Consider the following 13,716-nt stretch of genomic DNA (forward strand, 5'->3'; position numbering starts at 1 on the left):
GGGTCAGCGGCTGCGGGCCACCCGGCGTTCGTCCCAGACCGGTTCCGGGATTTCGCGCACCACGCCGTCCGAGCCGAAGACCAGGTAGCGGTCGAAGGACTTGGCGAACCAGCGGTCGTGGGTCACGGCGAGCACGGTGCCCTCGTAGGCCTCGAGGCCGTCCTGCAGGGCCTCGGCGGATTCCAGGTCCAGGTTGTCCGTCGGCTCGTCCAGCAGGAGGGCGGTGGTGCCGGCCAGTTCGAGCAGCAGGATCTGGAACCGGGCCTGCTGGCCGCCGGACAGCTTGTCGAACGGCTGGTCGCCGTGGCCTTCCAGCTCGTAGCGGCGGAGCACGGCCATCGCGCCGCCGCGGTTCTTCGCGTGGGTGGTCCACAGGATGTCGACGAGGGGGCGGCCGGTCAGCTCCGGGTGCGCGTGCGTTTGCGCGAAGTGGCCCGGCACGACCCGCGCGCCGGTCTTCCACAGGCCGGTGTGCGCGACGTCCCCGCCCGCCAGCAGCCGCAGGAAATGCGACTTGCCCGAGCCGTTGGACCCCAGCACCGCGACCCGCTCGCCGAAGAAGACCTCCAGCGAAAACGGCTTGATCAGCCCGGTCAGCTCCAGGTTCTCGCAAGTGACCGCGCGAACTCCGGTGCGGCCGCCGCGCAGGCGCATGCGGATGTCCTGGCGCCGTGGCGGCTCCGGCGGCGGGCCGGCCTCCTCGTACTTGCGCAGCCGGGTCTTCGCGGCCTTGTAGCGGGACGCCATCTCGTCGCTGCGGGCGGCGTACTGCTGCATGTCCAGGACGAGTTTCCGCAGCTGCGCGTGCTTCTCCTCCCAGCGCCGCTTCAGCTCGTCGTAACGGGCGAACCGCTCCTGCCGCGCCTCGTGGTAGGTGGCGAACCCGCCGCCGTGCACCCAAGCGTCGGAGCCGGCCGGACCGGGCTCGACGCTGACGATCTTCTCCGCCGCCCGCGCGAGCAACTCCCGGTCGTGCGAGACGAACAGCACGGTCTTCCTGGTCTCGTGCAGTCGTTCTTCCAGCCAGCGCTTGCCGGGCACGTCGAGGTAGTTGTCGGGCTCGTCCAGGAGCAGGACCTCGTCCGGGCCGCGCAGCAATGCCTCCAGCACCAGGCGTTTCTGCTCGCCGCCGCTGAGTGTGCGGACCTGCCGCCACTGGGCCTTCTCGTACGGGACGCCGAGTGCTGCCACCGTGCAGACGTCCCAGATGGTCTCGGCCTCGTAGCCGTGGGCCTCCGCCCAATCGCTCAAGGCCTGCGCGTACTTCATCTGCGCGGCTTCGTCGTCGACGGTCATGATCAGCTCTTCGGCCGCGTCCACGGCCGCCGCGGCCTCGCGAATACGCGGCGGCGCGACCGAGACCAGCAGGTCGCGCACCGTCCGCTCGTCCCGCACCGACCCGACGAACTGCGCCATCACCCCGAGCCCGCCCGAGACCGCGACCGTGCCCTGATGCGGCTGCAGATCACCGGCCAGCAGCCGCAGCAACGTCGTCTTCCCCGCGCCGTTCGGCCCGACCAGCGCGACCACGGCCCCGTCCCCGACCCGGAACGAGACGTCGCCGAGCAGCGGCCGCCCGTCAGGCAGGTAATAGTCGACGTGCGCCGCCTCGAGATGACCCATGGCCGCGGAGTCTACGGACCGGCGCGCCCGTGGTGCCGCCTATTTTCCCGGCGCTAGCTCCCCGCCAGCATCGGCAGGGACACGAAGTCGGCCAGTGCCTGCTGGCCCGCGATGTTGGCGTGGATGCCGTCGCCGTTGTCGTAGGCCGGGTTGATGTGGTTGGGGGCGAGCGGGTCGGCGAGGACCTGGTCGAAGTCGATCGTGGCGGTGCAGGTGCCGGAGCAGTTGTTGCCCTGCTTGACGAACAGGCCGACGGTGTGGCGGTCGACGTTGTTCTGGTCGGAATAGCCCGGCCGTGGCGTGATCGGGGTGACGTAGACCTTGATCCCGGCGTCGCGCAGTCGCTGGAAGACCTGGTGGTAGCTGTCCAGGATGGGGGCGGCCGTGCAGCCGTCCGCGAGGTCGTTGGTGCCGTAGTAGTAGATCACCGCGGTGACGCCGTGCAGCGCGAGCACGTCGCGGTCGAGGCGGCTCAGCGCGTCCAGGCCCTTGACCCCCTCGGGCATGCCGGGGCAGCCGGCCGCGCTGGTGGTGCCGCCGATGCCCGCGTTGGCCACGGCCAGCTGCGCGGTGCCGGGCAGCTCCGCGACGATGCGCCGGGCCAGGTCGTCGGCCCAGCGGCGGTTGGTGCCGGTCTCGGTGCAGCCGGGCCCGCAGTTGGTGCTGCCGGTGCCGTCGACCACCGAGCTGCCGAACGGCACGATCGTGCCCGTCAGCCCGGGGTGGTCCACGTCGACGGCGCTGACCAGGTAGGTGGCGCCGACCTTCTGGGTGTACGCCGCGCCGTCGGGATCCGCGACGTGCGAGCCGGAGCCGGCCGGGGTGAGGTAGTTGTCCCGCAGCGCCGAATCGTGCTCACCCGGCACGGCGGTGCCCGCGACGTACAGGCTGATCGCCACGTCCTGGTCCGGCGAGGTGGCCAGGGGAGTGCCGTCGCTCCACACCTCGCCGCCCGCGGGCACGGTGACGGACGGGCTCCCGCCGAAGGTGACCGGCGCCGGCGCGGTGACCGCCGACGCGCCCGCGCTGATCCCCGCGGTGGCCTCGTCGATGGTCAGCGGGGCGGTGCCGAAGGTGTTCTGCACCCGGACCCGGATCGCGTCGCCGCCCTGGCTCAGGTGCGTGATCATGCGCAGCGACTGGTGGTTCAGCGTGACGCCCGCCAGATCCTGCTGCGACTCGGCCCACGAGGTGAACCACGTCCGGGCCGCGGCCTCGGCGGAGGAGCCGAACAGCGCGGTGAGCGCCACTGCGGCCGCCGCGGCCGGGACGGTCGTTCTGCCGCTGATTCCCATGGCTGTCCTCTCAGCTCAAGCGAGGGCGAGGTGCACGGCGTGGTGGCCGGTGGCGCCGGCGGGCAGCAGCGGGCGGCCGGGTCGTCCGTCCACAGTGCACGAGACGACCCGGGTGCCCGCCCCGTCGAGAACGAGGTCCACAGTGGACTCACGGTAACGCAGGCCGAGCAGGCTGACCCGGCCCCAGCCCTCGGGCAGGCAGGGCGCGAACCGCAGGCCGTCCTCGGTGAAGTCCAGCCCGCACAGTCCCGAATAGAGCAGGCGCAGGAAACCGCTGGCCGACCAGGCCTGGTCCGGCTGCGAGGTGAACTGCTCCAGCTCGCCGCTGCCACCGGTCTGCCAGCCGCCCTGCACGGCGCCGGTGCGGGCGTCGTAGATCTCGTAGAAGTTGCCGCCGGTGCCCGAAACCAGCGTGGCCAGGTCGGTGACGGCGCGGCCGAACAGGTCGGCCCGGCCGCCCGCCGCGGCGGCGTGCCCGAAGAACGAATGCACCATCGGCCAGACGACGGTGTTGTGCCGCCCCGGTTTCTCGTCGCTGAACCTCGCGAAGTGCGGCCGGCTGTTGGCGATCCCGCGCGGCTCCCACACCGCGTTCGCCAGCACCTGCCGCGTCCGCTCGGCATCGGTGACGCCCAGCAGCACGGCGAACGCGAGCCCGGCGCCCTCCTGCGAGACGTCCAGCTGACCGGCCATGGAACCGGCTCCGTGCACGAAATAGCCGAAGCCGTCGCCGTGCCACAGGCGGGTGTTGATCGCCGTGCGCAGCCGCGCCGCGTCGGCCCGGTGCGCGGCGTCGGGCTTGCCCAGCGCCCGCGCCATTCCCGCCAGCGCGAGGAAAGCGCCGTGGTAGAGGCAGTTCGTGGACAGGCACAGGAGCTTCGCGGCTTCGGGGTAGTCGAGCACGAACGACGAGTGGATGCCCGGCTGCCACGGCGGCGCCGGATAGCCCGCGATGCCGTCGTTCATGAAGCTGGGCCCCTCGAACAGCCCGGCAGCGGCGTTGAAGTTCGCGGCCTTCCGCGCGGCGACGGTGTTCACGCCGATCCCGTAGGCGTCGGCCAGGAACTGCGCGTCCCCGGTGACCAGGTAGTGGTGCCAGGCGCCGAGCACCCAGACGATCTGGTCCCACCACTGGTTGTCCTGCTGCACGATCAGGCTGCCGTCGGCGCGTTTGTCCACAACGGACAGCAGCGTGTTCCGGCCGACCGCCGCGCTGAGCAGGCTGCCGGCGTTCCACGCGTTCACGGCCGCGTCACGCGTCCAGCGCTGCGGCGACGGGTAACCGCCGCCCGCGCGGATGAACGTGCCGGGCGGGTACGCGAGCCGGCCGGAGTGGTTGTAGGTCGGGGGATCGGCGTACGCGGTGTTGATGCCGACCAGGTCGGTCAGCGCGGATTCGTGCAACGCGCCCAGCAGTTCGCGGGTCGCCGGCTCGGCGAAGACCAGCGACGGCAAGGTGTAGTCCACCCGCAACGAAGGCGTCTTGTCCGGTGGCTTGCTTTCTCCGGCAGCGGACGCGGGTGACGCGCCGAGACCGGTGGCCCCGACCCCCGCGGCTCCGGCCAGGGCGAGGAAGCCCCGCCGGCCGACCTTGACTTCGTCGTCTCTGCCGGTCATCGCACTCCCCGCTGGGTGACATCCGCTGGTGAAATCGTTGTCAAGTGGGACGTTCACGATGCTAGGGGCGTATTCGGCCGGCGGGCAACGGTTCTGTCCGGTCTTGTCCGCTTGTCGCCCGGCTCCGGCCCGGATGGCCGCACGGCGGGAGGCCCCGGTGGGCCGCTCCCGCCGTGCGGGGGACTCAGCCGGTCGCGAGGACCTTCAGGCGGGAGATGTCCGCGCTGAAGCTGTCCTGGTCGATCGGGGTGGAGCTGTACTGCCAGAAGGTGTAGAAGCCCCACTTGTACGGCAGCGTGCCGGCCGAGGAGGCGTAGCGCGCGACCCAGAGCGGGTTGGTGGAGCTGAAGTCGCCGCCGTTGCCGGTGCACTGGCTCCACCAGCTGGTCGCGGTGTAGATGACCGGCCAGCGGGTGGTCTTCTTGTGGTACTCGTCGCTGAACGCCTTGATCCAGGCGACCATCGCCGAGGTGCCCAGCCCGTAACAGGCCGAGTTCGGGCCCCACTCGATGTCGAGGGTGCCGGGCAGGGTCTTGCCGTCCTTGGACCAGCCGCCGCCGTGCGCGACGAAGTAGTCCGCCTGCGCGGCGCCGCCGCTGAGGTCCGGGCGGCCGTAGTGGTAGGCCCCGCGGATCATGCCGACGTTGTACGAGCCGTTGTACTGCTGGGTGAAGTACGCGTTGGTGTAGCCCGTGCCCTCGGTGGCCTTGACGTAGGCGAACTTCTTGCCGGCGCTCCAGTAGGAGGCCCAGTTGACGTTGCCCTGGTAGGAGCTGACGTCGATCCCCGGCACGCTGGCGTCCACACTGGACGGAACGGCGCCGGACGCCGCCACGCCGTCGTGCGCCCGGATCGAGGCGCCCATCTCGTGGTTGTCGGACGTGTCAGCGGCGTTGGCGGCGTTGGCCTGTGCTCCGCCCGCGGCCACGACCGTCACGGCGGTCGAAACGGCAAGCGCGGCGCCGAGCAGGCGGCGCCACCCCCATCTTGCAGATGACATGGATGTTTCCCTTCGAGTGCCCTCGCGAAGCGCGGCTTTGCAGGGCCGCGCGGACTTGATTCTGTTACACCGATATGTGGAATGTCACTGCTCCATGTGAACCAATTTTCGGGTACGGGCCGACCGTGCCAATCGGTCACCGGCCGGGGCCGTGGCGGCGCACTGTCGCAAATTGAGACCGGCGGGGTGCCCGGGATGCGGTGTGGTGAACGTCCGGCCCCCGCCATGACAGGAGCGTCCACGGATGTCCCAGGAGACCCGCGAAGTGGCACCCCCGTCGAGCGCGCGGCAGCTGCGAACCCCTTCGGCGCTGGCGCTGGCCGACCTCGCCGCGATCTTCGACGACCTCCAGTTCACCCTGCGCTGCTGCGAGCGCCTGCTCACCGAGCTGGAACGCGACGGCCTCGACGCCGTGCTGGTCGAATCGCTGTGGGTCTCGGCGCTGAACTCGTACGCGCGGTGCTTCCGCCCCGGCGAGCGAGGCATGGGCCTGACCGAAAAAGACCTCGGGGCCACGGGTGTGCAGGGCGAGGTCGTCGAGTGGCACGGCCTGCTCGGCCGGATCCGCGACTTCTCCCTCGAGGGCGCGGTCAACCCGCGTGAGGCCTATTCGGTCGGCGTTTCGCAGGCGCCGACCGGGCGGCCCGAGGGCATCGTCATCACGTCCGTGCCCCATCCGCTGGTCGACGAGGTGACGGTCCGCCAGACCGGCCGGCTGGCCTTCGAGCTGAGCCGCCTGCTGGACGAGCGCATCAAGGAGCACCAGAAGAAGGTCTTCGCCGCGGTTGAGGAAATGCCGGTGGAGCAGCTCGGCGCGCTGCCCGCCATCGAGGTGACCGCCGCGTCTTGAGCGCTGCCGCTCAGAGCTGCACGTCGGCCGCGGCGAACAGGGTGCGGGCGCACAGGTCCCGCAGCTCGTCCTGGGTCACCGTCTGGTGGTCGAGCCAGTGCAGGATCGCCTCGCTGACGAACATCAGCCAGCCGCGCACGGCCAGGCGGGTCGCCTCGGTGACGGTGGTCAGCTCGCCGAGCGCGGTCAGGATCCGCTCGGCGTTGGCGGTGATGGCGACTTCGCGGATCTCCTGGATCTCGCGGTCGGCCCCGCCGGTGGCCCGGTGCACGATCCGGTAGCCGTCCGGATGGGTGCGGGCGAACTCCAGGTAGACGTCGAGGCCCGCGCGCAGCTGTTCGGCGACCGGCAGGGCGGGGTCCGGCTCGCTCATCGCCAGCAGCTGGTCTCGCTGGGTGCGCACGACCTCGGCGAAGAAGTCCTTCTTGGTCGGGAAGTAGTGGTACAGCAGGCCGCGTGAGACCTCCGCGATCTCGGCGACCTCTTCGATCCAGACCTCGTCGTACTGCCGCTTCGCGAACAGCCCGGCGCCGATCGTCAGGAGCTGCTCCCGCCGTTCCCGGGTGCTCAGCCTGGTCCGCATCCACCGAGCTTACTTGACACGGGCTCGCCTGCGGCGGGATCGTGACACTATTGGATCCGGGTTCAATAGGAGGCGTTTGTGGACACCACCGGCATTCCGCACCGGCCGGGCCGGCTGCCCGTGCTCGGCGACCTGATCGGGTCGAACCCGCGCACGCCGCTGCAGGACACCGTGCGCCTGGGCCGGCAGCTGGGCCCGATCTTCACGCGGCGGCTGGTCGGCATCGAGCTGGTCTTCGCCTCCGGGATCGACCTGGTCACCGAGCTGAACGACGAGAAGCGGTTCACCAAGCACGTCGGCCTCGGCGTGAAGAACCTCCGCGCGGTCGCCGGCGACGGGCTGTTCACCGCCTACGGCACCGAGCCCAACTGGCGGTTCGCGCACGACATCCTGATGCCCGCGTTCACCGGCGAGGCGATGCGCGGCTACCACCCGATCATGGTGGAGGTCGCGCGTGAGCTGGTCGCTTCCTGGGACGCCAAGGATTCGGCCGACGTCTCCGCGGACATGACCCGGCTGACGCTCGAGACCATCGGCCGTGCCGGCTTCGGGTACAGCTTCGGCTCCTTCGAGCGCGAGGAGCCGCACGCGTTCGTCACGGCGATGACCCGCGCGTTGCGCTTCGCCCAGATGCAGGGGATCAAGCTGCCGTTCGTGCGTCGCGCGCTGGCGGGCTCGGTGCGGCAGAACCAGGCCGACATCGCGTTGATGAACACCGTGGTGGACGAGGTGATCGACGCCCGCCGCCACGACGGCGAGCCGGGCCGCGACATCCTCGGGCTGATGCTCAGCCAGAGCCACCCGGAGACCGGCGCGAAGCTGGACCCGGTGAACGTCCGGAACCAGGCGATCACCTTCGTCGTCGCCGGCCATGAGACGACCTCCGGCGCGCTGTCGTTCGCGTTGTACTACCTGACCCGGCACCCGGAGCTGCTCGCGCGGGCCCGCGCCGAGGTGGATGCCGTGTGGGGCGACCGCGAGCCGGCGTTCGCCGACGTGATGAAGCTCCGTTACGTCCGCCGCGTGCTCGACGAGTCGATGCGCCTGTGGCCCACCGCGCCCGGGTACTCCCGCCAGGCGCGAGAGGACACGGTGCTGGGCGGGCGGTATCGGATGCGCAAGGGTGACTGGGTGCTCGTGCCGCTGCCGCTGCTGCACCGCGACCCGGCGGCGTGGGGCCCGGACGCGGAGACCTTCGACCCGGACCGCTTCGAGCCCGCGGCGGTGAAGAAGCGCCCGGCGCAGGCGTACAAGCCGTTCGGCACGGGGGAGCGCGCGTGCATCGGCCGCCAGTTCGCCCTGCACGAAGCCGTGCTGGCGCTGGGCATGGTGCTGCAGCGGTACGACTTCACCCCGGATCCGGCGTACCGGCTGAAGATCGCCGAATCCCTGACGCTGAAGCCGGAGGGCTTCCGGCTGGGCATCCGTCCTCGCGCGACCACCGGGGCCCGGCCCACCGCGGCGTCGCGAACCGCCTGAGTCCTGTGTAGACGGTGTGGCGCCGGAAAACCGTTCGACAGCCCGGCGGGGCCGGTGCCACAGTGGCGCACTATGACTGGTGCCGAGTTGGTGACCGCCGCGGACGTGCGGCTCATGCAGGGCCTGGCGCAGCGGATCACCGCGAGCCGCCTGGACCTGGTGAACAGTGAGGCGACGTTCGGCGAGCTGGCCTGGAACTGGGGCATGGGCCACGCCCGGCGCGGCGGGACCTGGCCCCGCCGGCTGTGGTTCGACGGCGGCGATCTGGTGGCGTGGGGCTGGGCCTACCTTCCGCACCGGGTGACGCGGGCCGACGGGTCGGTGAAGGAGGTCGCCGGGGCGAATCTGGTGTATCAGGTCGATCCCGGCCACCCCGCGCTGATCGACGAGGTGATCGACTGGTTCGACGAGGTGGCGGCGGGCGTCGAGCGCACGGTGTCGCCGAGCGCCGTCGACGAGTTCGCGCTCCGACGTTGGGCGGCGCACGGCTATCGGTCCGACCAGGCCGCGCTCGCCGACAACGGGTCGTGGCACCTGTACACCGAGCGGGACCTCGCGGACGTGGCCGATCCGGCGCTGCCGTCCGGCTTCCGGTTCCGCACCGCGGAAGAGGCCGGACCGGAGGCCGCGGTCCAGGCCCACGCGGACGCCTGGGCCCCCTCGGCGTACTCGGCCGAAAGCTACGCGGGCGTCCAGCAGACCCCGGGCTACCGCGGCGACCTGCACCTTCTGGTGGAGGCGCCGGACGGGACGATGGCCTCCTCGACGATCATGTGGTTCGACGAGGTGAACAAGACCGCCGAATTCGAGCCGGTCGGCACGCATCCGGACTACCGGCGCCAGGGACTCGGCCGGGCGCTGCTGCTGGACGGGATGCACCGGGTGCGGGAAGCCGGGGCCACGCAGATGACGGTCGCGTGCCTGGGCGGGGCGGGGCATCCCCGGGCCTGGGGGCTGTACCGGAGCCTCGGGTTCCGGGAGCTGACCCGGGACGCACCGCTGATCAAGACCGTCTAGCCGCTGTCCGGTAGGTCGTGGGCGGCAGGGAACGGTCGCGACCCGGGCCGGGCTGATGCCATCCGGCAGCGGGGTCAGCTGCGGGTTGTCGCCAGCTTCGCCCGCGGTGAGCGGGAACCGTATCGGCAGGCCAGGCCCGCCGGCCGCGGGACCGGCCGACTGCCCCCATCACTCGCCGGACACGTCGTAGCCGCTGTCTGTCAGCCGACGGTCGCCGTGCGGGCCTTGGCGGTGAACGCGTCCAGCACCCCGTCGCCGACCAGGGCCTGCCGCACGCCCCACGGGTTGGTGTTGCCGGTCTTCACCGCTTTCGCTTGCGTGGTAAGGGAATCCGCGGACGCGGTGAGCCGCTGGGCCGTGGCCGGGTCGCCGTGGGCCGAGGCGACGAGCGCGTCGAGCTGGTCGGTCATGGCGCCGCCCCACAGCACGGTGGCGTCCAGCCAGGGCTTCGCCTCGTCGACGAAGGCGGCGATGACCCGGCCGTCGCGGATGACGGGCGCGGCGTCCTTGATCCGCTGGGCGTAGGGCCGCAGCTCGCGCGCCGCGCCGTCGTGGTCGCCGGCGTCCCAGCGCTGCCAGAACGAGGCCGTCTTCGCCGCGAGCGCCGGGGCTTGCGGCTGCCACGGGGTCGGATCCGACGAGGGCGCCAGGTGCTCCAGGTCGGCGAACACCTCCATCGCCGCGCTCGCCCGGGGATCGCCGCCCGCCATCCGGCTGAGCGCCAGCGGCCAGGAACGCTCGGGCGAGTACGCCGCGTCGTTCCAGGCGAAGTCCGTCGCCCCGAATTCGGCGATCTCGCTGGCCGCCTCCTGGTTCATCGGGTTCGACACGATTCCGTTGAGGTACTGGGAAAGACCGGCCTCGCGATGCCCGTACGGCGCGAGCAGCAGCCGCCCGGCGGACTCCTCGTAGTCGTTCACCGGGTAGTTGTCCCAGAGGAACACCTTGCGACCGTACAAAGTGGACACCTGCTGGGCCTGCGCGACGGTGATGCTGGACGGCACCACCGCGGTGCCGGTCCACTGCACCACCACCGACGGGTCCAGGTGCTCGCGCAGCTCGGTCTTGTACGGCGAGTCCGCGAGGTCGCTGTACTCGGTCGGCACCGTTTGCAGCGGCCGTGCGCCGTCGTGGGTCTTGATGAACTGCGAGGTGACGGTGTTGAGCAGCGTCACCTGAGCCTTGCCCGCGGCGGCCTGCCCGGGGGCGCCGTACGCCGTTTGGTCGGCATCGCAGTTCCACCTCGTGTACGAGATGTCGTCGAAGGGCATGGAGAACGACCGGACGCCGAGGTCGTAGACCGACTGGAGTTTCGCGGTCAGCGCGGCGTAATCGCTCGGCGAGGAGAAGCAGATCGAGACGCCGGGGGAAAGCGCGTACGTGAAGTCGACGTGCTGTGCTTCGGCGGCGTGCACGAGCTGCCCGAGCGTGGCCAGCTGGTCGGCCGGGTACGGGTCGCGCCAGCGTGAGCGCAGGTACGCGTCGTCTTTCGCGCTGTAGACATAGGAATTCGCCTTGACCTCGCTCAGGAAGCCGATCTGCCGCAACCGGTCCTCGGTGGTCCACGGCGGGCCGTAGAACCCTTCGATCGAGCCGCGCAACGCCATGTTCGGCCAGTCCCGCACGGCGGCGCCGCTGACCGCCCAGCCGCCGCCGGACCGCACGAACAGCTGGCGCAGCGTCTGCACGCCGTAGTACTGCCCGGCCGCGTCCCGGCCCCCGACGGCCAGTTCGGCGGGCTTCGGCGAGCGCAGCGCGTACCCCTCGGCCTGGTCCGGCACGGTCAGCGAGCCCAGCGCCGTGACGATGTCCGGGCGGTCCGCGCCGCCGAGGCGGACCACCAGCCGGCCGTGGCCGGTCGGCTGCCCGGGCGCGACGGTGGTGACCGAGCGGGCGCCGTGCTGCTGAAGCAACGTCGTGAGCAGGTCCTTAGCCGCCGGGTCCGTGGCGCTGTCGGTGACGAGCACGGCCGAGCCGGGCACGCGCACGTCCGCGGAAGCCCGGGTCACGGACTGCGGGGTCGGCGCGATCGGGGGCACCGCGATCGCTGTTGTCGCGGCAGCGGGGGAAGCGCCGATGGCCAGCGACGCGGCGGTGGCACCGGCCACGACCACGGCGGCGAGGAACCTGGTGGGGACAGGCATGGGGGATCCCTAACTCTCAGCCGGGCGGGGGAACGGTGCGGTAGAGGCCGACGGTCGCCAGATACGGCGTGGCCCGCGCCTGGGTGACGATCACCCGGAGACGGTCCGCGGTCACCGGCGCCGGCAGCGTGACCAGGCGGGTGTAGCCGACGGTGGTGACGGTCGCGACCGTCTGCCAGGCCCCGTCGACCTCGGCCTGGACAGTGGCGCCTTCCACGTGCTGGCCGCGGCTGATGTCCTCGCCGAGGCGGATCTGGTCGAACGTCGCGGGCCGCGGCAGTGGCAGGTCCAGCGTGCCCTCTCGCGCGCCGTGGGGCGGGGACCACGAGGTGGTGAGCGAATCGTCGGTCACCGCGGCGACCGCGGGCGAGGGATGGCTGTCCGGCCCGGGTTTCGCGAGGTTCACGGCCTGGGTCGCCGCCACCGACGCGCCGAAGCCCGCGAGCGCGGCGCTGTCCGCGGGCGGCACGAGCCCGTCCTGGCCGGGCGGCACGTTCAGCAGCAGCGACGAGTTGCGCCCGACCGTCCGCCGGTAGATCTCGACCAGCTGCGCCGCGGTCTTCGGCTGCTCGCTCGCGTGGAAGAACCAGCCGGGCCGCAGCGAAACGTCGGATTCCGCGGGCGCCCATTGCAGATAGCGCACGGAGGGGTCGGCGAGCACCGCTCGCGAGCCGAGGTCGCCGGCGCTCGCCCCGCCGATGAACAGCTCCTCGTTGTGGGCCGTCTCCGGATCGCCGGACGTCGGCAGCGGGCTCCACTCCGTCTCCCGCGCCTGACCGGACTCGTTGCCGACCCAGCGCACACCCGCGGGGCCGGCGAAGGTGACCGTGTCCGGCGAGAGGGCGTGGATCAGCCGGAACCAGGTGGTGAAGTCGTAGTCCTCGCTGATCCCGTTGTTCCGCCAGGGGTTCGCGCCGTCGAGCCACAGCTCGTCGATCGGCCCGTACTGGGTGAACAGCTCGTACAGCTGGTTGAGGTAATAGCTGTTGTAGTCGTCCTCGCGGACGGTGAAGCGGGGCAGCTTCCCGCCCGCGAGCGCGGCCGCGCGGTCGTCGCCGGGCACCAGGCTCGGGATGGTGCGCTCGGTGACCGCGCTGCCCGAGCCGTAACGGCCCTGCCCCGACGGCGCGAAGGCGCGGTCCTCGTAGGTCGCCTGCTCCTCGATGGACAGCTGCTGCCCGGCGGCGACCTTCGCCTCGACCCGCTGGACTTCCTCGGCGAAGAACGACGCGGGAAGCTCGGCGCCGTCCGCGGGGGAGAGGTAAACGCCGACCTTCAGCCCGGCCGCGCGGGCGGAGTCCACGTAGTCGCGCAGGAGGTCGCCGCGCGGGTTGACGCAGCCGGCGGCGCGGACCTGCCAGAAGGCCGACGGGTCCTGGGCGCGGGCTTCCTGCGCGCTGTCGCGGGCCGGGTTTTCCCCGGTACAGCCCTGTATCCACCACGGGCTGGCGATCACCGAGTGGTTCGCATAGCGGGTCGGGTAGAGCACAAAACCGTCGTGGTGCTTGACGGTCAGCATCACCTGCGTGATGCCGGCCGCCTTCATCGAGCGCATCCACTGGTCCGTGTCGGCCCGCTGCGGCGAGAACGTCGACTCCCGCTCGGCGCCCGAGCCCCACTCGCGGTCGGTGAAGGTGTTCATGCCGAAGTGCGTGAACCCGGTGACCGGCCGCTGCTGCCAGGCCAGCTGCCCGGCGCGCGGCACCACTGCGGCCGCCTTGGCCAGGATCCGGTCCATCCCGTCGCACGGCCGCACCGGAATGATGGCGGCGGGCCGGATCGGGCCGGTGCAACCGGTGGTTTGACCGGGCGCGGCCGCCGTACTGGCTGGTGCGGCGCCGGCCGGCGGGCTGCTCAGCCCGAGCGCGGCCAGTGCCAGCACGCTCAAGACCAGCGTCGCCCGGCGCGTCGAGATCGGCATCGGCCCCTCCTGACGGTCCCCGCAGCCCCGTGCCTGGTGAATCTTTCGCACACTAGGTCGGGAATCCGTCGGATGTCTAGACCTGAGCGGCTGAGACCGGCGACCGTCGCCCGGATGCCGATCGGTGGATCGATTCCGTTACCTGGCCGGGTTTTCTCCGGTGGCCTGGGTACTGCGGCAGATGGGT

10 protein-coding genes are annotated in these 13,716 nt (G+C 71.5%); 3 read left to right on the forward strand and 7 right to left on the reverse strand.

Going from position 1 to position 13,716, the window contains the following annotated elements; genetic code table 11:
- Positions 1-3: 3 nt before the first annotated feature.
- The 4 genes from BMY97_RS09975 to BMY97_RS09990 all read right to left on the reverse strand — a co-directional run bounded on the left by BMY97_RS09975 (position 4) and on the right by BMY97_RS09990 (position 5,535).
- Positions 4-1,623, reverse strand: a complete 1,620-nt coding sequence (locus tag BMY97_RS09975) for an ABC-F family ATP-binding cassette domain-containing protein (protein WP_091615764.1) — start codon at positions 1,621-1,623, stop codon at positions 4-6.
- A 53-nt stretch (positions 1,624-1,676) separates the two neighbouring features.
- Positions 1,677-2,918 (reverse strand): GDSL-type esterase/lipase family protein, encoded by a 1,242-nt coding sequence (locus BMY97_RS09980; protein ID WP_091615766.1) that lies wholly within the window; start codon positions 2,916-2,918, stop codon positions 1,677-1,679.
- Positions 2,919-2,933: 15 nt separating this feature from the next.
- Positions 2,934-4,535, reverse strand: coding sequence for an MGH1-like glycoside hydrolase domain-containing protein (locus tag BMY97_RS09985; protein WP_091615768.1), 1,602 nt, complete (start codon positions 4,533-4,535; stop codon positions 2,934-2,936).
- 184 nt (positions 4,536-4,719) lie between these two features.
- Positions 4,720-5,535, reverse strand: a complete 816-nt coding sequence (locus BMY97_RS09990; protein ID WP_091615771.1) for a GH25 family lysozyme — start codon at positions 5,533-5,535, stop codon at positions 4,720-4,722.
- 244 nt (positions 5,536-5,779) lie between these two features.
- On the opposite strand from BMY97_RS09990, the gene BMY97_RS09995 reads away from it, so the two are divergent.
- Positions 5,780-6,385 (forward strand): hypothetical protein, encoded by a 606-nt coding sequence (locus BMY97_RS09995; RefSeq protein ID WP_091615774.1) that lies wholly within the window; start codon positions 5,780-5,782, stop codon positions 6,383-6,385.
- 10 nt (positions 6,386-6,395) lie between these two features.
- On the opposite strand, the gene BMY97_RS10000 is transcribed toward BMY97_RS09995, so the two are convergent.
- On the reverse strand, positions 6,396-6,968 hold the full coding sequence (locus BMY97_RS10000; RefSeq protein ID WP_091615777.1) for a TetR/AcrR family transcriptional regulator: 573 nt from the start codon (positions 6,966-6,968) through the stop codon (positions 6,396-6,398).
- 78 nt (positions 6,969-7,046) lie between these two features.
- On the opposite strand from BMY97_RS10000, the gene BMY97_RS10005 reads away from it, so the two are divergent.
- Together BMY97_RS10005 and BMY97_RS10010 are read left to right on the forward strand one after the other, a co-directional pair.
- Positions 7,047-8,447: a cytochrome P450 gene (locus BMY97_RS10005; RefSeq protein ID WP_091615779.1), complete on the forward strand. Its 1,401-nt coding sequence runs from the start codon at positions 7,047-7,049 to the stop codon at positions 8,445-8,447.
- Between the two features lie 72 nt (positions 8,448-8,519).
- Positions 8,520-9,464 (forward strand): GNAT family N-acetyltransferase, encoded by a 945-nt coding sequence (locus BMY97_RS10010; protein ID WP_091615782.1) that lies wholly within the window; start codon positions 8,520-8,522, stop codon positions 9,462-9,464.
- A 200-nt stretch (positions 9,465-9,664) separates the two neighbouring features.
- Here the strand turns inward: BMY97_RS10010 and BMY97_RS10015 are convergent, their stop codons facing one another.
- Positions 9,665-11,608 carry a glycoside hydrolase family 84 protein gene (locus BMY97_RS10015; protein WP_091615785.1) on the reverse strand — a complete coding sequence of 648 codons (1,944 nt, stop codon included), beginning with the start codon at positions 11,606-11,608 and terminating at the stop codon, positions 9,665-9,667.
- Positions 11,609-11,624: 16 nt separating this feature from the next.
- Positions 11,625-13,529: an alpha-L-fucosidase gene (locus tag BMY97_RS10020; protein ID WP_091615788.1), complete on the reverse strand. Its 1,905-nt coding sequence runs from the start codon at positions 13,527-13,529 to the stop codon at positions 11,625-11,627.
- Positions 13,530-13,716 lie beyond the last annotated feature (187 nt).

The sequence above is a fragment of the Amycolatopsis saalfeldensis genome, assembly GCF_900110575.1.
GTDB lineage: Bacteria > Actinomycetota > Actinomycetes > Mycobacteriales > Pseudonocardiaceae > Amycolatopsis > Amycolatopsis saalfeldensis.

Bases quoted from the DNA above. Each gene is read 5' to 3' on its own strand.
- BMY97_RS09975 (WP_091615764.1), bottom strand. From the start codon at position 1,623: ATGGGTCATCTCGAGGCGGCGCACGTCGACTATTACCTGCCTGACGGG.
- BMY97_RS09980 (WP_091615766.1), bottom strand. From the start codon at position 2,918: ATGGGAATCAGCGGCAGAACGACCGTCCCGGCCGCGGCGGCCGCAGTG.
- BMY97_RS09985 (WP_091615768.1), bottom strand. From the start codon at position 4,535: ATGACCGGCAGAGACGACGAAGTCAAGGTCGGCCGGCGGGGCTTCCTC.
- BMY97_RS09990 (WP_091615771.1), bottom strand. From the start codon at position 5,535: ATGTCATCTGCAAGATGGGGGTGGCGCCGCCTGCTCGGCGCCGCGCTT.
- BMY97_RS09995 (WP_091615774.1), top strand. From the start codon at position 5,780: ATGTCCCAGGAGACCCGCGAAGTGGCACCCCCGTCGAGCGCGCGGCAG.
- BMY97_RS10000 (WP_091615777.1), bottom strand. From the start codon at position 6,968: ATGCGGACCAGGCTGAGCACCCGGGAACGGCGGGAGCAGCTCCTGACG.
- BMY97_RS10010 (WP_091615782.1), top strand. From the start codon at position 8,520: ATGACTGGTGCCGAGTTGGTGACCGCCGCGGACGTGCGGCTCATGCAG.
- BMY97_RS10015 (WP_091615785.1), bottom strand. From the start codon at position 11,608: ATGCCTGTCCCCACCAGGTTCCTCGCCGCCGTGGTCGTGGCCGGTGCC.
- BMY97_RS10020 (WP_091615788.1), bottom strand. From the start codon at position 13,529: ATGCCGATCTCGACGCGCCGGGCGACGCTGGTCTTGAGCGTGCTGGCA.